16 protein-coding genes and 1 tRNA gene are annotated in these 20,248 nt (G+C 45.3%); 9 read left to right on the top strand and 8 right to left on the bottom strand.

Annotation, left to right across the window (positions count from 1 at the left end):
- The first annotated feature begins 65 nt into the window (after window positions 1–65).
- From PEB0122_RS09635 to PEB0122_RS09615, 5 genes are read left to right on the top strand one after another with little or no spacing between them, the layout of a single operon-like run.
- A complete protein-coding gene (locus PEB0122_RS09635; protein ID WP_075870773.1) occupies window positions 66–353 on the top strand; it encodes an acyl carrier protein in 288 nt (95 codons plus the stop codon).
- Between the two features lie 9 nt (window positions 354–362).
- The gene (locus tag PEB0122_RS09630; protein WP_075916990.1) at window positions 363–1,565 is read left to right on the top strand and encodes a beta-ketoacyl-ACP synthase; all 1,203 of its coding nucleotides are present in this window, start codon (window positions 363–365) and stop codon (window positions 1,563–1,565) included.
- 10 nt (window positions 1,566–1,575) lie between these two features.
- Window positions 1,576–2,853 (top strand): beta-ketoacyl-ACP synthase, encoded by a 1,278-nt coding sequence (locus tag PEB0122_RS09625; protein WP_075914378.1) that lies wholly within the window; start codon window positions 1,576–1,578, stop codon window positions 2,851–2,853.
- Window positions 2,854–2,903: 50 nt separating this feature from the next.
- The gene (locus PEB0122_RS09620) at window positions 2,904–3,932 is read left to right on the top strand and encodes a zinc-binding dehydrogenase (protein ID WP_075916988.1); all 1,029 of its coding nucleotides are present in this window, start codon (window positions 2,904–2,906) and stop codon (window positions 3,930–3,932) included.
- The gene (locus PEB0122_RS09615; protein ID WP_075916986.1) at window positions 3,932–4,864 is read left to right on the top strand and encodes a lipid A biosynthesis lauroyl acyltransferase; all 933 of its coding nucleotides are present in this window, start codon (window positions 3,932–3,934) and stop codon (window positions 4,862–4,864) included. The genes PEB0122_RS09620 and PEB0122_RS09615 overlap by 1 nt, the downstream gene beginning before the upstream one ends.
- 719 nt (window positions 4,865–5,583) lie before the next feature.
- Here PEB0122_RS09615 and PEB0122_RS09610 read toward each other — a convergent pair.
- Together PEB0122_RS09610 and galE are read right to left on the bottom strand one after the other, a co-directional pair.
- The gene (locus PEB0122_RS09610; protein ID WP_075870891.1) at window positions 5,584–5,793 is read right to left on the bottom strand and encodes a TOBE domain-containing protein; all 210 of its coding nucleotides are present in this window, start codon (window positions 5,791–5,793) and stop codon (window positions 5,584–5,586) included.
- Between the two features lie 25 nt (window positions 5,794–5,818).
- The gene (gene galE, locus PEB0122_RS09605) at window positions 5,819–6,826 is read right to left on the bottom strand and encodes a UDP-glucose 4-epimerase GalE (protein WP_075916984.1); all 1,008 of its coding nucleotides are present in this window, start codon (window positions 6,824–6,826) and stop codon (window positions 5,819–5,821) included.
- Between the two features lie 115 nt (window positions 6,827–6,941).
- Here galE and mazG point away from each other — a divergent pair, with 115 nt between their 5' ends.
- Entirely contained in the window at window positions 6,942–7,793 is an 852-nt protein-coding gene (gene mazG, locus PEB0122_RS09600) for a nucleoside triphosphate pyrophosphohydrolase (RefSeq protein ID WP_075916982.1), read from the top strand.
- Between the two features lie 141 nt (window positions 7,794–7,934).
- Here the strand turns inward: mazG and PEB0122_RS09595 are convergent, their stop codons facing one another.
- The gene (locus PEB0122_RS09595) at window positions 7,935–8,306 is read right to left on the bottom strand and encodes a HesB/IscA family protein (protein ID WP_075916980.1); all 372 of its coding nucleotides are present in this window, start codon (window positions 8,304–8,306) and stop codon (window positions 7,935–7,937) included.
- Between the two features lie 228 nt (window positions 8,307–8,534).
- Between PEB0122_RS09595 and PEB0122_RS09590 the strand changes: the two genes are divergently transcribed.
- Window positions 8,535–8,882: a c-type cytochrome gene (locus PEB0122_RS09590; RefSeq protein ID WP_143238542.1), complete on the top strand. Its 348-nt coding sequence runs from the start codon at window positions 8,535–8,537 to the stop codon at window positions 8,880–8,882.
- A 451-nt stretch (window positions 8,883–9,333) separates the two neighbouring features.
- Window positions 9,334–9,410 (top strand) — tRNA-Pro (locus PEB0122_RS09585).
- 254 nt (window positions 9,411–9,664) lie between these two features.
- On the opposite strand, the gene PEB0122_RS09580 is transcribed toward PEB0122_RS09585, so the two are convergent.
- The 3 genes from PEB0122_RS09580 to PEB0122_RS09570 all read right to left on the bottom strand — a co-directional run bounded on the left by PEB0122_RS09580 (window position 9,665) and on the right by PEB0122_RS09570 (window position 16,928).
- Window positions 9,665–11,119 (bottom strand): glutamate synthase subunit beta, encoded by a 1,455-nt coding sequence (locus tag PEB0122_RS09580; RefSeq protein ID WP_075870782.1) that lies wholly within the window; start codon window positions 11,117–11,119, stop codon window positions 9,665–9,667.
- Between the two features lie 49 nt (window positions 11,120–11,168).
- Window positions 11,169–15,848 carry a glutamate synthase large subunit gene (gene gltB / locus PEB0122_RS09575; protein ID WP_455550081.1) on the bottom strand — a complete coding sequence of 1,560 codons (4,680 nt, stop codon included), beginning with the start codon at window positions 15,846–15,848 and terminating at the stop codon, window positions 11,169–11,171.
- A 561-nt stretch (window positions 15,849–16,409) separates the two neighbouring features.
- Window positions 16,410–16,928, bottom strand: a complete 519-nt coding sequence (locus tag PEB0122_RS09570; RefSeq protein ID WP_075870892.1) for an Hsp20 family protein — start codon at window positions 16,926–16,928, stop codon at window positions 16,410–16,412.
- 415 nt (window positions 16,929–17,343) lie between these two features.
- Between PEB0122_RS09570 and PEB0122_RS09565 the strand changes: the two genes are divergently transcribed.
- Window positions 17,344–18,264, top strand: a complete 921-nt coding sequence (locus PEB0122_RS09565) for an alpha/beta fold hydrolase (protein ID WP_143238834.1) — start codon at window positions 17,344–17,346, stop codon at window positions 18,262–18,264.
- Here the strand turns inward: PEB0122_RS09565 and PEB0122_RS09560 are convergent.
- Together PEB0122_RS09560 and PEB0122_RS09555 are read right to left on the bottom strand one after the other, a co-directional pair.
- Window positions 18,254–19,039: an inositol monophosphatase family protein gene (locus PEB0122_RS09560; RefSeq protein ID WP_075916974.1), complete on the bottom strand. Its 786-nt coding sequence runs from the start codon at window positions 19,037–19,039 to the stop codon at window positions 18,254–18,256. The two genes, PEB0122_RS09565 and PEB0122_RS09560, sit on opposite strands and share 11 nt — an antisense overlap.
- Window positions 19,040–19,270: 231 nt before the next feature.
- Window positions 19,271–20,149, bottom strand: coding sequence for an N-formylglutamate amidohydrolase (locus PEB0122_RS09555; protein ID WP_075870786.1), 879 nt, complete (start codon window positions 20,147–20,149; stop codon window positions 19,271–19,273).
- Window positions 20,150–20,248 lie beyond the last annotated feature (99 nt).

Genomic DNA, 20,248 nt, shown 5'->3' with positions numbered 1-20,248 from the left:
GAAAGACGCTAGATAGATTCGCTGAAGGCCGATTGATGGCCGTAACTAGTAAAAGGAATTGCACATTGTCCTCTACGTTTGACAAAGTTGCCGACATCATCGCTGAAACAAGCGAGATTGATCGCAATACAATTACGCCGGAAAGCCACACCATCGACGATCTGGGTATTGATAGTCTGGACTTTCTGGATATTGTTTTTGCTATAGATAAAGCTTTCGGTATAAAAATACCGCTAGAGCAGTGGACACAGGAAGTTAACGAAGGCAAAGTCGAGACAGATGAATATTTTGTCCTTAAAAATCTTTGTGCCAAAATTGACGAACTTGTTGCCGCCAAAAATAACGCCGGATAATCCTGTATAATGCAAAAAAACCATTCTGTCGTCATCACCGGTATAGGTCTCATAAGTTCTCTGGGTGAAGGTGTTGAAAAGCACTGGGAACTGTTAAATACATCTCCCCTTGCCCCGCATATTGATGCAGAGAACTTTGCCCCTTACACTGTTCATGCTCTGGGGGAAGTTGACTGGAGTCAGCAAATCCCGAAGCGGAGCGATCAGCGACAGATGGAAACCTGGCAAAGGTTGGGAACTTATGCTGCCGGTCTTGCTCTTGAAGATGCGGGAGTCAAAGGTGATCTGGATGTAACTTCGACCATGGATATGATCGTTGGTGCAGGCGGCGGTGAGCGTGATATCAATGTTGATGTCGAAATACTCAACAAAGGTCGCACAACAAAAGATCGTGGCATCATGCTGAATGAAACTCTATCAACTGAGTTGCGTCCGACACTTTTTCTTGCTCAATTATCCAATCTTTTGGCCGGAAATATTTCGATTGTCCACAAAGTTATCGGTTCTTCCCGCAGTTTCATGGGGGAAGAAGGAAGCGGTCTTGCTGCTTTTATGGTGGCAATTGCAAGGATTCGGTCTGGTCAGAGCACACATGCTCTTGTCGGCGGTTCTTACAATGCCCAGCATTATGATATGCTTTTGGGGCAAGGATTAGGGCAACTTTTGAAGCAGGACGGCTGGTCGCCTGTCTGGCAGCGTGAGAACTGTGAGGGTGGTGGTCTTATAACCGGCTCGGGTGGCGTTTTCCTGGTGCTCGAGAGTTTGGAATATGCCAAAAAACGCGGCGCAAAAATCTACGCTATTATTTCAGATTTTGTGGCAGACCAGACGAACCGTAAAAAGATAGCTCTCGAAAAGACATTGGAAACAATGTTGGAACATGTCAATGGAACAACCGGCGAAACAGCCAATTCAGAAAGAAACAACTTGGTTGTATCGGGTGCTTCTGGCGTAAAAGGCGTAACGGGAACGGAAAAAGCCTTTTGGGATAAAAGCAAGCTTGCCTATCGTGGTGTATCAACTTTGTTTGGCCATTGGCGTGAAGCGCAATTTCCGCTCGCGTTAGCATTGGGTGCAATGGCAGTAAAGAAAAGACAAGCTTTCAAAGCATTGAGCAATGATGAGAAACCGGTCAACAATATTGATAGCGTTATCGTTTCAACTGTCGGTGCGACAAGAGCTGAAGGCATGGCAAGACTTATAGCTGGCTAAAGGATTTGTAATGGACAAATATACCGATCATCTGGGGCGGCCACTTGTCGCAATTACAGGAGCTGGTGTCATCAGCTCTCTCGGTCAGGGAAAGAAAGAAAACTGGGAAAAACTTGTTAATGGTGTGAGCGGTATTCATCGCATCACACGTTTTCCGGTTGAAGGTTTGACAACGCAAATTGCCGGTACAGTAGATTTTCTTGAAGAAAGTCACATTGGTGCTTCGGCATTATCGGAGAAACTCGCAACCATTGCTGCAAATGAAGCAATCAGCGAAGCAGGACTTGATGAAACTGCCTTTAATGGGCCATTGTTTCTGGCAGCACCGCCCGTTGAACTTGACTGGAAATCGCGTTTTGCGCTTGATGACGAAGTTGATCGCCAAAAAAGTCCGTCTTATCAAGCATTTCTGGAAGTCTGTGCAAAAAATCCTCATCAACGTTTTTTTGAAACAACACAATTCGGATATATTGCGGAACGCTTGAAAGACCGGTTCGGAACCGTTGGCCTTCCGGTTACCTTGTCAACAGCTTGTGCCTCAGGTGCAACGGCGATACAACTCGGCGTCGAAGCAATAAGACGTGGTGAAACCGATCGTGCACTGACAATCGGTACAGATGGTTCGGTTTCGGCTGAAGCACTGATACGGTTTTCGTTGTTGTCTGCCCTGTCTACACAAAACCAGATTCCGGAAAAAGCGTCAAAACCGTTTAGCAAAGGCCGTGACGGTTTTGTCATGGCAGAAGGTTCTGGAGCACTCGTCCTTGAATCGCTTGAAAGTGCCTTGAAACGCGGAGCGAAGGTTTTGGGATTTCTTGCAGGATGTGGTGAAACTGCTGACGACTTTCACCGTACACGTTCAAAACCTGATGCGTCTCCTGCTACTGCATCTATGCGCAAAGCATTGGAAGATGCGGGCATCGGTATTGATGACGTTGATTATATCAACGCTCATGGAACCTCGACGCCAGAAAATGAAAAGATGGAATATCTGGCCTTATCAAATGTGTTTGGCGACCATATTGAAAAAGTTCCTGTTTCATCAAACAAGTCGATGATCGGTCATACCTTGACCGCCGCCGGAGCAATCGAAGCTGTGTTTTCACTCCTGACTATCAGAACAGGGATTATGCCTCCGACAATCAATTATGACGAACCGGATCCGGCAATTCCACTTGATGTGGTGCCGAACAAATGCCGAAAAGCGAAGGTAACGTCCGTGCTTTCGAACTCATTCGGATTTGGTGGACAGAACGAAAGTCTTGTTGTCAGAGCGTATAACGGATAACTCGCAGTTTAGCAGTATTTTCCGGCAAATTTTTTTAAGAAGGAATAGTCATGCGCGCATTGCAATTGCTTGACGACAAACGTCTTGAATTAACCGAAATAGCTCCGCCGCCGGCTCCCGGAAACGGTGAAGTTACGGTTCAGATAAAGGCTGTGGCCCTCAATCACATCGATGTTTGGGGTTGGCGGGGCATGGCTTTTGCAAAACGCAAATTACCGCTTACAATTGGTGCAGAAGCATCCGGCATTGTGCAATCAATCGGTCCCGGCGTCGGTAATCTTCAAGTGGGACAGCTTGTATCTATATATGGAGCGAAAACCTGTGGACTGTGTAAAAACTGTCGGGAAGGACGGGACAATCTTTGCACGCATGTCAGTGGCGTTCACGGCTTTCATATTGACGGTTTTGCCTGTGAAGCTGTGAATTTACCGGCCCGATTGTTGGTACCGGCACCGCTTGATTGTGATGAGATTGACGCCGCAGTTGCTCCGATTACTTTCGGTACTGTCGAGCATATGCTTTTTGATAATGCAAAACTTCAGCCCGGTGAAACAATTCTCGTCCATGCTGGCGGATCCGGCATCGGCTCGGCTGCTATACAACTGGCAAAGCGTATGGGCTGTACAGTTTTTACAACAGTCGGCTCTGATGGAAAAATCGAAAAAGCAAAAGCTCTCGGCGCAGATGTTGTTATCAACTATCGCGACGATCGCTTTGAACATGTCGTACGTAAACTGACCAAGAAAAAGGGCGTCGACGTCGTTTTTGAACACGTCGGTGCTGACACTTGGGCCGGTTCTATGCTGTGTTTGAAACGCGGCGGTCGGCTTGTTACATGTGGTTCAACATCGGGTGTGTCAACCTCGATGAATTTGATGCAACTCTTCCAGCAGCAATTAAAAATTTTTGGTTCTTTCGGCTGTCGAATGGAAAATATGGCGAATGCCATGCAAAAAATGGCGCAAGGCATCGTTCATCCGGTTGTTGACACCATTGTCGATTTTGGAGACATTGAAAAAGCATTGAAACGGATGGAAAGTCGCGACGTGTTCGGTAAAATCATCCTGAAAATCAATTGATGCAGAAATTGCGTGTAAAGCTTATTCTTTTTCGTATCCGGACAAAATTGAAAGACTGGTGGGACTGGTCGTGGGCGCATTTTGTTGCCGGATTGATGTCGCTTATTCGCTATCTTCCTGCAAAAGCCGGCATCGGCTTTTTTGCATGGTTTGCCCGTACTGTCGGGCCATTGCTCCCACGTCATCAAATAGCACTGGATAATTTGCGAAAAGCCTATCCGGAAAAAGATCCCGAGTGGATCCGTAAAACTGCTCTTGAAATGTGGGAAAATATGGGGAGGCTGTTTGCCGAATATGTGTTTCTTGACAAAATTTTCGACTTTGATCCGAATGCGAAGAAGCCCGGACTGGTTGAAGTCGATGGAATCGATATTTTTGTCAGATTAAGGGATGAAAAAAAACCGCACATATTTTTTACAGCTCATACCGGTAATTTTGAACTGTTGCCTATTTGTGCCGCGACATTCGATCTTAACGTAACGGCACTTTTCCGTCCTCCCAATAACCCTTATATAGCGAAGCGTGTTTTGAAAGCACGGCGTACTGCTATGGGGCACCTCGTCCCGTCGAAAGCCGGTGCGGCATGGGCACTTGCAGGAAAGCTTGCCGAAGGTGAAGACGTCGGTATGTTGGTCGACCAGAAATTCCGCCGCGGCATAAAGGGAACTTTTTTTGGCAGACCTGTGAGAACCAATCCCTTATTGATCAAACTGGCCCGCCAATATGATTGTGATGTCTACCCTGCCCGCTCTATCCGCTTGTCTGGTGGGCGTTACCGTCTTGAACTTTACGAACGCATGGATTTGCCAAAAGATAAAGACGGTAATATTGATGAGGTCAAAGCAGCACAAAAGCTGAATGATACGGTTGAAGCATGGGTGCGTGAATATCCCGGACAATGGATGTGGTTTCATAAACGTTGGGACGATTGATTATTCCCGCTACCCACAAGTAAAAAATTGTGACAACTTTCCACTTTGTAGAAATTGCGGTTAATCAGCCAACAGCAATCACGAGTTAGCTGCGCCTTAAATTGTTGTGGTTTTGTGGGCGTTAAAAGGCAATGAAACGTCCAGTCAATGTGTCTATCTGCTGTTCTTTTCTTATTATTTAGCTATTCCCCGAATAGCTATCGTCCGACGGGCTTTCTATTGATTGGTATAGTCTGTTTTGGTCCGAGAATAAATTTTTCAAGACAGCTTTGAAAGAAATTTACTGACGTGAACAGCTTTTGGATTGTCGGAGTCACCGTTAAAAGGGGTGGTGTCACTATGCTGACGGCGGCGTGAACTAACATCAAAAAAATGTTTTAACGGACAGAGGATGAAATAAAATTCCGATCGCCTAGCTTAATCTTACATTCGGCCGCATCCTGCCAAATGATTAGCCGCATAAAAAAGCGTAATAGCGTTGAATTTCCGCCTCTGTTCCTCTCGGTTAACAGCTCATCGAACTGCATTTTGTATAAACCCCAATTGACCAGCAACTACGAACAAACATATGAGCTATTGCCGTAATAACCAAATGACGTTTTTACTCTACAAATTTTAAACGACACTCGATCACGTTAGAATTATCACGAAATAAAGAAGATTCCTGAGAAGATGCTAGCGCGATCAGCATGGACGAATAGTTATTTTGGTCAGCAAATCTAGTCGGCAACAGCGACCATGACGTCGGAAGATTTAATAACGGCTGCTGCTTGTTCCCCCACTTCTAACTTGAGATCATCAACGGCTTCATTCGTGATGGAGGCTGTTACCACTGCACCACCAATATCGATTTGGACATGGGCTGTTGTCGCACCTTTTTTAATAGCGACAATTTTACCTTTTAAAATATTGCGCGCACTGATCTTCATCATATGTTTCCTTTTCAGCTATGGTTTATTTATAACCATTTGGGTTCTTGACCTGAAAATTCCACATATCGGCGCACATTTTTTCCAAATCTTTTTCCGCTCGCCAATGAAGTTTTTCAAATGCCGTTGAAGGGTTGGCAAAAAATTCACCAATATCACCGGGACGCCTCGGCCCGACTTCATATTTGATTTTTTTGTTTGATATGTGTTCGAACGCCTTGATGACATCCATAACACTATAGCCGCGTCCACGCCCAAGATTGATGACGTCACAACCGGGGTGATCCAGTGTTTTCAATGCTCGCAAATGCCCTTCTGCCAAATCGCTTACATGAATATAATCACGCACCCCCGTCCCGTCTTCAGTGTCATAATCGTTCCCCCAGATCATGACTTTATCGCGTCGTCCTGATGCAACCTGTGCAATAATCGGCATAAGATTATTCGGTATGCCTTTCGGTTCTTCGCCGATCAATCCGCTTTCATCAGCCCCTACCGGATTGAAATAACGCAGAATCGAAAAAGCCCAGGTAGGGTCGCTCGCATAAAAATCACGCAACATATTTTCGACCGTCAATTTTGTTCGCCCATAGACGCTTACGGGATTAAGCGGATGCCTTTCATCATATGGAAGATATTTCGGTACACCATAAACGGTCGCAGTTGAGGAAAAAACCATCTTCTTGACGCCAGTCGATTTCATCGCCTGCAATAGTCTTAAACTACCCACAACGTTGCAATCATAGTATAGATCAGGCTGTTTTTCCGACTCGGCGACCGATTTCAGTCCGGCAAAATGGATGACAGCCTCACATTTATGATGGTCAAGGACATATTCGACAAAACTTCTGTCCCTCACATCACCAGATTCGTTAATCGGTGCTCGTCCGGTAATTTTTTCTATCCTGCGTAATACTTCCGGATGACTATTGTCGAAATTATCAAGAATAATGACACGATAACCCGCTTTTATAAGTGCGACGCAACAATGCGATCCAATGTAACCTGCACCACCCGTTACCAAAATATTCATAATGAAACCTATAAAACACGAGACGTGGAACTTTTATGAAAGAATTCTTTATCACTGACAAGACATGATTAATAATATTTTATAATGCTTTTTACTGCCTGAAAGATTTATAAAAATGGAACCATCCAAAAACATCAGCCGACTAATCCAAATCATGAAAGCTCTGCGCGATCCTAAATCTGGTTGTGCTTGGGATAAAGAACAGACGTTCAAAACCATTATCCCCTACACGATTGAAGAGGTCTACGAAGTCGTTGATGCGATCGACCGCAACGATCAATTTGACCTCTGTGAAGAGTTGGGAGACTTGCTTTTGCAAGTTGTTTATTATGCCCGGATGGCAGAAGAAGAAGGAAGCTTCGATTTTGGTGATGTTGTCTATGCAATAACGAAAAAAATGATCCGCCGCCATCCACACGTCTTCGGTTCGGAAGAACAGAAAAAAAGGGGACTAGTCAAAGGCGATTGGGATCGAATCAAAAAAGAAGAAAAAGCCGAACGGCTTCAAAAGCGCAAAGCAGCAAACCTCCCGGATGATACACCAACCGGCTTTCTCGCCGGGGTTAAAACTGCCCAACCGGTGGAAAAGGAAGCTGTCGCGTTACAAAAAAGAGCGGCGGAAGTCGGCTTTGACTGGACAGAGCCGACACCAATCTTTCACAAGATTGATGAGGAACTGTTGGAACTAAAAGAAGCACTGGAAACGGTTAACGAAGAAAATATACGTGATGAATTTGGCGACGTGTATTTTACCGTGCTCAATCTCGCAAGAAGACTTGGAATTGCGCCAGAGCAGGCATTAAAACAGGCCAATAACAAGTTCCGCTATCGGTTTAATTTTATTGAAGAGGCTTTGGCAAAACAAAACAAAAAGTTGGAAGACGCAAACCTTGACGAGATGGAAGATCTCTGGAACGAAGCCAAGCTGGAACAATATCAAAAGTCCGAAAAAAAAGGCGAACAATAGCATTGATCGAGCAATGGACCGGCAGAACTTAAATACGTTCATATTGATGACAGCTTAAAACGTTTTTCAACGGCGAAATGGAGACACACGCAATGAGCGACCGCAAGGAGCTACATGCTATTTCATTGCCCTTGGTCGCACTTATTTTTGAGCCATCTCCAGTTTGGCTTGAGCGACAGGCAGAATTTCCACTGACAGACCGCACCCGCATGCAGATGTCTGATTGGGGTTATTGAAAACGAAACCGGTATGCAATGTCGTTTCCTCGAAATCAATCTGTGTTCCCAAAAGAAACAGAGTTGCTTCACGCGACACATAGACGCGAGCACCGCCATCTTCAGCTACATCTGCATTTTCAATTGCAGATTTGGCAAGATCGACAGTGTACTCCATCCCAGCGCAACCGCCTTTTTTCACGCCTACGATGATTCCAGAAGCATCGTTATCTTGCATGATATCGCGAATACGCTTTTTGGCAGCGTCGGTCATTGTAATTACTGAAAATCCGGCCATTGAATAGATAATCCTTCAAACACTTTCGGCTAATTTGGTATTTTGAACGTTTGTCGTCAAGAGTTAGCCTCCTATATTGGAGGCGAATTGAATTCAGCCTTTGAATACCAAAACACCGAATTTGGTGCTAATAATTTTTACGTATAGATAGCTTAAAGTAGAATCTGAAAAATCCAAATGCGCCAATTCAATATTTTTAGTTTCACAATTTTTGTTCTTTTTTCCCTCATGTCTGCAACACACGCTGCTGACATAGAAAATGGAAAAATCGTCTTCAAACGTTGCGCAGCCTGCCATAATGCAGACAAACCCGATAATCGTATCGGTCCGACGCTTCAAGGTATCATTGGCCGCAAAGCAGGGTCACTTGAGGGCTATCGCTATTCGCCTGCAATGGTAAATGCCGGAAAAGATGGTCTCATCTGGACGAGAGAAACACTTATGACCTACCTTCACAATCCCCAAGGATTGGTCAAAGGAACGCGCATGGCATCAATCAGATTGAACAATGATTCGGATATTGACGACCTCATTGAATATTTAAAATCCGTGTTACCTCAGTCGGATAAAAAATAAGGAATGTGCGAGTTCATTGATGATTAAAAAAGATACAGGGCATTTTATTTTTCCTAATTTTTTTAAAGAATAAGGATTGTGGTCACACACAAGGTCGTATTGGGGTATTGATAAATGAATATCGCAATCTGCTGAATGTAACGACTTAAAAATCATCTTTCAAAAAAATCCGAAAGCACTTATCGCCCTCCGTTTTATAAGATCGCAGCGTGTCATAATGCCAATGCAATTCAGTCCAACACATTGATATTCAAAAATTTTTATATCGAATTCTATGTTGGACAGACTCGAGCGTAAAAAACAAATAAAAATCGCAAAACTAAAGTGCATAAAACCACTCTTCAACACGTCGTGGCTGATGAAAACCTAACGAATTTTCGCTGTTTTGTCCTTTTTTAAAAATTTTTCACTTGCCTTTATATCGTTAGTATTTTAGGCCTTCTTCACGGTTCGGAGCGTAGCGCAGTCCGGTAGCGCACTTGACTGGGGGTCAAGGGGTCGTGGGTTCGAATCCCGCCGCTCCGACCATTTTCCTTCTGCTAATTTTTCTGTTTAACTCGCATGAAATCTTGGGCGTTCGCGCAAAGTTGCGTTCGTCAATTGTCAGATCAGGAAACGACATCTGCTGACCTGCAATTTTGAAATTTAAAAAATCTTATAACTTTTCAGAATATTTTGGATGTATCCGGCGTTAAACCAAGCCAAGGTAAACAAAAAAAGCTCCGGAATATCCGGAGCTTTAAAACGCAGAATTTGGCAGTTACCCGCGTTGGTCATGCAATTTAACGGGGAAGCAATGTCTCACCCATCAAAAATTCGTCGATAGAGCGGGCAGCCTGGCGCCCTTCCCTGATTGCCCATACGACTAGTGATTGACCGCGTCTGACGTCACCGGCAGCAAATAGCTTATCCACACTGGTTTTATAGTTGTTGGTATCAGCCTGGACAGAGCGAGCTCCACGACGGTCGATTCGCAACTTCAGCCGATCGCCCAATTCGCTGCAAACGCCGGTCTCGAAGGGCCCTGCAAAACCGATCGCGATGAAAGCAAGATCAGCACGGATAAAAAATTCGGTTCCGGCAATCGGTTTGCGTTGTTCGTCAACATGGCAGCATTTAACATGCGTCAGCTCACCGTTTTCAGCTATGAATTCAAGGGTTGCAACCTGGAATTCACGTTCGGCCCCCTCGGCCTGACTTGTTGAAGTACGCATTTTGGTTGCCCAATAAGGCCAAACGCTAAGTTTGTCTTCTTTTGCTGGCGGCTGGGGGCGAATATCAAGTTGGGTGACTTTTACAGCACCTTGACGGAAAGCCGTGCCAATGCAGTCCGAAGCAGTATCACCGCCGCCCACAACTACAACGTGCTTTCCATCGGCTGTAATGGATGGTGAGGGCCAACCAACCGACTCGATATTTTCACGACCAACACGTTTATTCTGTTGCACAAGATAACACATAGCATCGTGTACACCGTGGAAATGAACACCCGGTATATCGATTTTGCGCGGAGTTTCCGAACCACCACAATAGAGAACAGCGTCATATTCGGCTAATAGGTCATCGACAGCTTTATCGACACCGATATTGACGCCGCAATAAAACGTTACCCCCTCGCCTTCCAATTGCTCGACGCGGCGATCAATATGATGTTTTTCCATTTTAAAGTCGGGAATACCGTAACGCAGAAGACCACCGGGGCGATTTTCACGCTCGTAAACATCAACCATATGGCCGGCACGTGCCAGTTGCTGGGCAGCAGCCAGTCCCGAAGGCCCCGACCCGATAACCGCAACTCTCTTTCCCGTCTTTGCCTCATTTGGCTGGGGCGCAAAAAAGCCGAGCGCAAATGCCTTGTCGGCGAGCGTTTGTTCAATCGTCTTGATGGTTACCGGCACGTCTTCAAGGTTCAGTGTGCAAGCTTCTTCACAAGGTGATGGACAAACCCTTCCGGTAAACTCGGGGAAATTGTTGGTCGACAAAAGATTGCTTATAGCTTCTTTCCAATTGCCCTTATAAACAAGGTCATTCCAATCGGGTATCTGGTTATTGACAGGACATCCTGTCGAACCATGACAGTAAGGAATGCCACAATCCATACAGCGTGCAGCCTGTTTTTGAACTTCTGCTTCGGACATCGGGATTGTAAATTCCCGAAAATGGCGGACGCGATCAGAGGCTGGCTGATACTTCTGAGATTGGCGATCTATTTCAAGAAAACCGGTTACTTTACCCATTTGTTATTTCCGTATCTGACTTTTGCATTTGAGATTGGGACTGCCGATTTTATTCGGCAGCCGTTTCCATGCGCATCTGTTCCATTTCTTCCAAAGCACGGCGATATTCGACCGGCATGATTTTTACGAATTTCGGACGGTATTGATCCCAATTATCAAGGATTTCTTTAGCCCGTTCGGATCCCGTATAGTGCAGATGATTTGCAATCATCTGTGCCAGACGTTCTTCATCATGATGCGTCATATTGGCCGACACATCGACACGTCCTTTATGCATAAGGTCGCCACCATGATGATGGAGCTTCTCAAGCATATCATCTTCTTCCGGAACCGGTTCAAGCTCGACCATTGCCATATTACATCTCTGGGCAAAATCTCCTGCCTCATCCAGCACATAGGCAACGCCTCCGGACATACCGGCGGCAAAATTGCGGCCTGTCTTGCCGATGACCACGACAACCCCGCCGGTCATGTATTCGCAACCATGATCGCCGACACCTTCAACGACAGCAGCAACGCCGGAATTGCGGACTGCAAAACGTTCACCCGCAACACCACGGAAATAACATTCTCCTTCGATGCCGCCATAGAGAACAGTGTTACCCACAATAATCGAGTCTTCGGCTACCACGTTACTGTCTTCCGGTGGCCGAACGATGATTCTTCCTCCCGAAAGCCCCTTGCCGACATAGTCGTTACCGTCACCGATAAGATCAAAAGTAACACCTCTGGCAAGAAAAGCACCAAACGACTGGCCTGCGGTACCTTTGAAGTGAATATTGATAGTGTTATCCGGCAGCCCCTTCTGACGATAACGCCTTGCAACTTCACCAGAAAGCATTGCGCCGACCGATCTGTCAACGTTACGTACAAGCGTTTCAAACTCTACCGACTTTTTGTTTTCCAGCGCCGGTGCAGCCTTTTCGATCAGTTTGCGATCAAGAACATCGTCAATCGGATGATGCTGGCGTTCAGTATGCCTTGTCTGTTTCTTTTCCGCATCCGGTTTATAAAATATCCGGCTGAAATCGAGGCCCTTGGCTTTCCAGTGGTCGATTGCGGGTTGCTTATCCAACAAATCAGACTGGCCGATAATGTCATCAAGCTTTTTGAACCCCATATGTGCCAGTATCGCGCGTACTTCTTCGGCTAGATAAAAGAAGAAGTTGATGACATGTTCCGGCGTTCCTTTAAAGCGCTTGCGCAATACAGGATCCTGCGTGGCAACGCCCGTCGGACATGTGTTTAAGTGACACTTGCGCATCATTACACAGCCGGCGGCTATGAGTGGTGCCGTTGCAAAACCGAATTCGTCGGCTCCGAGTAGCGCGCCAATGATAACATCGCGCCCTGTACGTAAACCGCCATCTACCTGCAATGCAACGCGAGAACGCAAGCCGTTGAGGACTAGAGTTTGCTGGGTTTCAGCAAGCCCCATTTCCCATGATGATCCAGCATTTCTGACCGAAGTCAAAGGCGAAGCGCCTGTGCCTCCATCATAACCGGAAATGGTGATATGGTCGGCACGTGCTTTGGCAACACCGGCTGCGACCGTTCCGACCCCCACTTCAGACACAAGTTTCACCGAAATATCTGCAAACTCGTTTACATTTTTCAAATCGAAGATGAGCTGTGCCAAATCTTCAATTGAATAAATATCATGGTGCGGAGGCGGCGAAATCAAGCCGACGCCTTGTGTCGAGTGACGCGTCTTTGCAATGATTGCATCGACTTTGTGTCCCGGTAATTGTCCACCTTCACCAGGCTTGGCACCTTGAGCCACTTTAATCTGGATGACATCGGCATTCACCAGATATTCGGCTGTAACGCCGAAGCGTCCGGAAGCGACTTGCTTGATGGCCGAACGTTCCGGATTTTTAGAACCATCCGGCAATGGATAGAGCCGATCGGGTTCCTCGCCACCTTCACCTGTATTGGATTTACCACCGATCTTATTCATCGCGCGAGCCAATGTTGTGTGCGCCTCGCGAGAAATCGAGCCAAACGACATAGCACCTGTCGAGAACCTCTTTACAATTTCGGCTGCCGGTTCGACATCCTCTATTGCGACCGTTTTTGCCCCGCGTTCTTCCGCACTCTTGATCTTGAAAAGACCACGAATAGTTTTGGCTCGCGCAGTTTCTCCATTAATACGTTGTGAATAAGCGGTGAAAAGCGCCGGATTGGACGTGCGCACCGAATGCTGCAAACTTGCAACTGCGTCGGGTGTCCAGATGTGGGCTTCACCACGCACACGATAGGCATATTCACCACCGACATCTAGCGAATGAAGAAGGACAGGATCATTACTGAATGCTGCCGTATGGCGTTTTACAGTTTCTGTCGCAATCTGGTCGAGATCGACACCTTCTATGGTGGTGGCTGTACCCGTGAAGAACCGGTCGACAAATGACTGTTTCAGGCCGACAGCATCAAAAATCTGGGCACCACAATAGGATTGGTAGGTCGATATCCCCATTTTGGACATGACCTTAAGCATGCCTTTACCAATCGACTTGATATAGCGGTAGATGACCTCGTGCTCTTCGACTTCCTTTGGAAATTCACCCCGTTCGAACATATCGTTCAAAGTGTCAAATGCGAGATATGGATTGATTGCTTCGGCGCCATAACCTGCAAGGCAGCAGAAATGGTGGATTTCTCGCGGCTCACCCGTTTCGACAACCAAACCGACAGACGTGCGCAAACCTTTTCTTATCAAGTGATGATGAACTGCGGCTGTCGCAAGCAACGCGGGAATCGGTATACGATCCGGCCCAATCTGCCGATCGGACAGAATGATAATGTTATAACCACCGTGGACTGCGGCTTCAGCTCGTTCACAAAGGCGTTCCAATGCACCTTCAAGCCCTTCTGCCCCTTCCTGAACTGAATAGGTGATATCGATTGTTTTTGTATCGAAATGATCTTCTGTCTGGCCGATTGCCCTGATTTTTTCGAGATCGCCGTTGGTCAGGATTGGCTGACGCACTTCCAATCGCTTGCGACGGGAGCTTCCGACCAAATCGAATATATTCGGACGTGGGCCGATGAAAGAAACCAGACTCATCACCAATTCTTCACGAATAGGATCGATGGGGGGATTGGTTACCTGAGCAAAATTCTGCTTGAAATAGGTATAAAGCAGTTTCGATTTGTCGGACATTGCAGAAATCGGCGTATCGACTCCCATTGAACCGATAGGCTCCTGCCCTGTCGTTGCCATTGGCGAAAGCAGAAATTTTTTATCTTCCTGAGTGTAGCCAAAAGCTTGTTGACGGTCGAGAAGCGAGACATCTTTACGAAGCGACCTTGGTTCAACCGGGGCAAGATCTTCCAGTATAAGCTGGGTATTATCAAGCCATTTCCGGTAAGGATGCTTCGACGCAATTTCCGACTTGATTTCTTCATCCGAAACGATGCGCCCCTCTTCCAGATTGATGAGCAACATCTTTCCCGGTTGCAGGCGCCATTTACGAATAATATGTTTTTCTTCAACAGGAATGACACCGGCTTCCGAAGCCATAATGACATAATCATTATCTGTTACAATATACCGCGCCGGACGAAGGCCATTACGATCAAGCGTCGCTCCAATCTGGCGACCGTCGGTGAAAGCAATTGCCGCGGGTCCGTCCCATGGTTCCATCAGTGCTGCATGATATTCATAGAATGAACGCCTTTCGACGTTCATCAGACTATTTCCTGCCCAGGCTTCCGGAATAAGCATCATCATTGCATGAGGGAGCGAATACCCTCCCTGACACAGAAATTCCAAAGCATTATCGAAACACGCAGTATCCGACTGGCCTTCGTAAGAAATAGGCCAGAGCTTGGAAATATCATTACCGAAAAGTTCGGAATCAACGGAAGCCTGACGAGCAGCCATCCAGTTAACGTTTCCCCTCAACGTATTGATTTCGCCATTGTGGGCGATCATCCGATATGGATGGGCAAGTTTCCAAGAAGGAAAAGTGTTTGTCGAAAAACGCTGGTGAACAAGTGCTAATGCACTTTCGAACCGTTCATCCTGCAAATCCTTATAATAGGCACCCACCTGAAAGGCCAGAAACATGCCTTTATAAATAACCGTGCGTGAAGATAGACACACAACATAAAAGCCATTATCGCGACCGCCAGTCTCATGAAAAATTCTATTTGAAATGACTTTTCTAAGCACAAAAAGACGGCGTTCAAAATCATCATCCGACTTGATTGACGGATCACGTCCAATGAACACCTGTCGATGAACCGGCTCTGTTGCAACAATTGCAGGAGCTTTCGATAGTGAGGAATTATCAACCGGCACATCACGAAAAGCGATAAAATGCTGCCCTTCAGATGCAATAACTTCTTTGACAATCTGCTCGATATGAGCCCGCATTGCCTCGTCGCGCGGCATAAATATATGACCGACAGCATACTGTCCGGCCTTTGGCAGTTCGACCCCCTGTTCGGCCATCACTTCACGAAAAAAGCGATCGGGTATCTGTACCAGTATGCCTGCACCGTCCCCCACCAGCGGATCCGCCCCGACCGCACCTCTATGGGTGAGGTTTTCAAGCATAAATAGCCCATCTTGAATAATTTTATGGGATTTCACATTTTTTAATTGGGCGATGAAGCCAACGCCACAAGCGTCATGTTCATTACGCGGACTATAAAGCCCTTGAGCAGAAGGAAGTCCATATGATGAACCAATACCTTCATTTGTCGATGATGACGTTATCGAACCGTTTTGAGTAATTTTATTACCTGAAATTACGCTATCCGACATTTAGAAAGCCCTTTTTCCAAAACCCAAACCCGAAATTTCGACAGAAAACGACAACATCTAGTCTTTTGGTCGCAAAAGAAACACTGTGAAATTTCACTTTAAATAAGCTATGTCAGAAAGGTTCTAAGTTTTCAACTATCAAAAACAAAAAATGAAATATTATTTCAATTATTTTAAATTATTTTTGTGATTATTTCGTTACTGAGTATTTTTGATTTCATTTGTTTTTATACGCTTATTAGGAGCGGTATGATATCAGTGCAATATTGAACTCAATCCCCGATGTCTTGCAATTTTTACAGTTATCTATAGTGTCTCGTAGTTTACGGTTTTATTTACCGTTCAAACCAACAACAATATTCTGAAATATTGTACAACGCACAACTTTTAAAGCGGCATGATCAGGCCAATAAAAGCCGTGGAAAAGTCTGCAAAAGCATATAAAATAATAAAAAGCGTGGGACACGCCTACACGCGCGTCCCACGCCAATAGTTATAAATTTTCGGGAATAATTATTCTGCCGCTTCGACTTCCATCTCATGTTTCGGCGTTTCATGTTTTGACATTTCGTGTTTTTGTACACGTTTATTCGTATTGGAAGCCTTCGATGTCTGCACCGCGATTTTCCGCGGCTTCATCTCTTCGGGAATTTCCCGTTTGAGTTCAATGTGAAGCAAACCGTTTTGTAGTTGTGCACCGACCACTTCAACATGATCCGCTAATTGGAAGCGACGTTCAAATGACCGGGAAGCTATTCCGCGATAGAGAAAATCACCTTCATCATTCTCTTCTTCACGAGATTTCTCGCCTTTAACAGTGAGTTGGTGACTTTGGGCTTCAATATCAATTTCATCTTCGGAAAAACCGGCAACCGCCATGGAAATCCGATAAGAATTTTCGCCCAACCGTTCGATATTGTAAGGCGGATAAGCTTGAACACTCTCCGGCTGTGTCATTGTATCAAACATATTGAACAAGCGGTCAAAACCGACAGTTGAACGATATAATGGTGAAAAATCTACTTGACGCATCATAATTGCCCTCCTTCAGAGCGACGAATGTTTGATTATTACGATCTCCTTAAAGGCAGACCCATATAACCAGCGACCCCGTATTGGCGATCGCATAGTTTATGTGGTTATTATTTTCTGATCTTTCAAGAGATAGTCCCATCCCAAAAAATCCCGTCAGTGAAAATCTTTTAAAAATGTTGAAGTAAGCCATTTTTTACCAATTGCGCTTCCCGAACCAACCGGTCAGCTTTTGACGTGTTGCGCCCCCCTTTTCACACGTGTTGCGACGTCACATAATGGTTTTTCTTCACGAACCGGACAATTTTTAGAACTATTCGTCGTACCTCAATCTTGAGGAAATGCTTTTTTAAATGTTACAATTTAAATGGATAGGCGAATTATCATGTAACAGAGAAAGCCCGAATAATTGCACTTGAACGCGTCAAAAGTCGAAAAGATACCTGATCTCCTCTTTTCGTCATTTATGGAAACGTCTGATAAAAGGCGTCTAGGCATCGTCAAGAACGTAAGAAAACATAATTTTCAAAAGGGAACTGTTGTTTTTCTACAAGGAATTACCGACAGTTCGCGGCGGTATAAAAACCTATTTTCCAAACTTGTTGATCGTGGTTTTTCCTATGCATCGTTTGAGTGGTATGGACAAGGAGCTTCCACCCCATCCGACGAAAAAGAGCGCGAAACTGCTCAACGCACATTTGATATTAACCGGCATATCGGTGATCTTAAGGAATTTCTTGACAAAATTGTCTATGCGGACTGCCCTCCGCCTTATTATTTTCTTGGTTATGATATCGGCTGTCTTATCGCGATCTCCAGCATTGATATTATCAACAACCAATGCAATCGCTTTCTCGGCATTTCACCTTTCTTCAGTCCTTTAGGTCATAAGATCGGTGGTTTTGAACACAAGATCAGCGAGATGATGAATGATTTCGGGCTCGGACATATAAAGTTGAGACAAGGGAAATCGATTTTTCAAAGTTACCACTTTAATAAAGGCTACTCCGACAACGGCGATCATAAGGAAGAGGATTTCGCCGTTCTTGACAGGAGATGGCTTGCCCATGTGTTTGACACTGCAATTTACGCAAAAGAACGCCTTGAAAAAAATGACCTTCGTTTTCCCGCTTTGTTTGTCATCGGACACAATGACAGATTGACCGATGCAAGCGAAGTCCGTCGCTTTTGTCATAATGTCAGGCTAGCCGATACAATCACACTTATTGGCGCCGGACACGACTTGTTAAATGATAAAGAAAATTACCAAAAACAGTTTTGGGCATTGTTCGACGCTTTCATTCCGGGAACCAACGCCTATGAAATCAATCATTGAGTATTGATAAGGCCGCCTCCAAAAGTTCGGGAGTTGCTGAAGCGATAATATTGCCGGCATCTTCAGCTTTTTTGCCGTTCCATTGTCTGATGATTCCACCCGCTTGTTCCACAATCGGAATGAGCGCGGTGATGTCATAAGGCTTCAAGTCTGTCTCGACCACTAAGTCGACAAAACCGGACGAGAGCATCGCAAAAGCATAACAATCCGCACTGTAACGAGTTAAACGGACTTTCTGTGAAAGTTTTTGAAACCGGCTTTGATTTTTCCCGTCGAAAAGTTCCGGAGCAGTCGTCATCATTGTCGCTTTATCAAGCAATTTACAATTGCTGACGGATAGTTTCTGGTGATCCCCGTCGTTTTCTGTGTAGAGGTAAGCGCCTTTGCCGCAACTATAATAAATTTCGCGTGTGAATGGCTGTGCCATCATACCGGCAACGGCCTTACCTTCCGTCTTCAAACCAACGAGACTACCCCACGTCGGCATACCTGTGATAAAAGAACGCGTCCCGTCAATCGGATCAATTACCCATAAATTGTTATTCAGCCCCGCGAGCGTTGGAAATTCCTCTCCCAAAATTCCATCATCAGGCCGTTCCCGATGAATATATTCTCTTAATGCAATTTCGGTTTCACGATCAGCAATTGTGACGGGGTCAAAGCCATTAAGGTCTTTGTTATCAATCGATAGTGGGTGTCGAAAAAAGGGGAGCGAAGTCTGTTCGACGATATCGGAGAGTTTTTTGAAAAATTCGAACCCCGGAAGATTGCTCATGCTTTTTCGACCACCCTAATTTCAAACAAAACTCAATGCAAATCATTTAACCCGTTTTTGTGCCAATTCTCAATGCTTAAGATAGACGGAAAATCATCGATCAGAGCGGCTTTTATAATCACGTGTGTCTTTTGCGTTATTATCCGGTGATATGTTTCCCGCAATTTTTTTAGAAAATTTACATAAATCGAAAACAAAAGCACCACTTCTCAAATTCCAACGGCTTCGGATTTATTCCGCTGCGGCTTTACAAACCATCAATTCTTGTTCAGGAAAGGCCATAAGGTCGGCAGAAAGAGCAATCAGATCACTCTGTAATATATCGAAATTAGTGTTGGCTTCGCGCGTAATCTCGTCGAGATACAGGCTTCTGTTTATTTCTATCTGCAAAGCATGGATGTTTTCGGATGGTCTACCATAATGGGTGGTAATAAAGCCACCCGAGTAAGGCCGATTAAGAGCGACCTGATAGCCTTTTCGACTCAAACATTCGGCTGCATATTCCACAAACGCATTGGCACAAGATTGTCCATTTTGATCACCCAGAATAAAATCCGGCTGCCCGCCTCCATCAAAAAACTTCAACTTTCCGGGCATCGAATGACAGTCGATAAGAACTGCAAATCCAAAACGATTTCTCATTGTACCAAGCTTGGCTGCAAGGTGGTCATGATAAGGAACATAGAGTTTTTCAATCCGCTCCATTGCATCATCAAGATGAATTCGGCCATTATATATTTGTACACCTGTCGCTACGATTTTCGGGATTGTTCCCAAACCCGCCAGAACCCGCATGGACGGCTTCGGGACAGATTCCGGTAAAGGTTCAAAAAACATATCGGGATCAAGCTCGTAACGCTCACGATTGACGTCAAGAAATGCACGGGGAAAATTTGCTGCCATAAAAGCTGCACCAAGACCGACGACCCCATTGAATAACAAGTCGACGTAGCTGTCTTCAGAAATACGGATCGTGAAATTATCAAGAACGGATTGTTCCAAAAAGCTTTTCGGATATATGCGACCGGAATGGGGGGAATTGAACAGAAACGGAACTCTGAGTTCAGCCGGCTCGCTATATTGGAACGCTGTGACACTCATTAAATCCATTTGAAAAACCTGCCAATCGTAAATCTTATTAAAACCAATCGTATATTTTATTAAAAAAGGTAAACCGACTGCCCTGTCATTCGCAACCACGAATTAACC

Source organism: Ditibartonella apis, assembly GCF_001952075.1.
Lineage (GTDB): Bacteria > Pseudomonadota > Alphaproteobacteria > Rhizobiales > Rhizobiaceae > Bartonella > Bartonella apis.
Note: the sequence above shows the minus strand (reverse complement) of the source record. Positions and strands in the feature narration are given on the sequence as shown.

Excerpts from the sequence above, each read along its gene's own strand:
- PEB0122_RS09630 (WP_075916990.1), top strand. The coding sequence starts at position 363 with ATGCAAAAAAACCATTCTGTCGTCATCACCGGTATAGGTCTCATAAGT.
- PEB0122_RS09625 (WP_075914378.1), top strand. The coding sequence starts at position 1,576 with ATGGACAAATATACCGATCATCTGGGGCGGCCACTTGTCGCAATTACA.
- PEB0122_RS09620 (WP_075916988.1), top strand. The coding sequence starts at position 2,904 with ATGCGCGCATTGCAATTGCTTGACGACAAACGTCTTGAATTAACCGAA.
- PEB0122_RS09615 (WP_075916986.1), top strand. The coding sequence starts at position 3,932 with ATGCAGAAATTGCGTGTAAAGCTTATTCTTTTTCGTATCCGGACAAAA.
- PEB0122_RS09610 (WP_075870891.1), bottom strand. The coding sequence starts at position 5,793 with ATGAAGATCAGTGCGCGCAATATTTTAAAAGGTAAAATTGTCGCTATT.
- galE (WP_075916984.1), bottom strand. The coding sequence starts at position 6,826 with ATGAATATTTTGGTAACGGGTGGTGCAGGTTACATTGGATCGCATTGT.
- mazG (WP_075916982.1), top strand. The coding sequence starts at position 6,942 with ATGGAACCATCCAAAAACATCAGCCGACTAATCCAAATCATGAAAGCT.
- PEB0122_RS09595 (WP_075916980.1), bottom strand. The coding sequence starts at position 8,306 with ATGGCCGGATTTTCAGTAATTACAATGACCGACGCTGCCAAAAAGCGT.
- PEB0122_RS09590 (WP_143238542.1), top strand. The coding sequence starts at position 8,535 with ATGTCTGCAACACACGCTGCTGACATAGAAAATGGAAAAATCGTCTTC.
- PEB0122_RS09580 (WP_075870782.1), bottom strand. The coding sequence starts at position 11,119 with ATGGGTAAAGTAACCGGTTTTCTTGAAATAGATCGCCAATCTCAGAAG.
- PEB0122_RS09570 (WP_075870892.1), bottom strand. The coding sequence starts at position 16,928 with ATGCGTCAAGTAGATTTTTCACCATTATATCGTTCAACTGTCGGTTTT.
- PEB0122_RS09560 (WP_075916974.1), bottom strand. The coding sequence starts at position 19,039 with ATGAGCAATCTTCCGGGGTTCGAATTTTTCAAAAAACTCTCCGATATC.
- PEB0122_RS09555 (WP_075870786.1), bottom strand. The coding sequence starts at position 20,149 with ATGGATTTAATGAGTGTCACAGCGTTCCAATATAGCGAGCCGGCTGAA.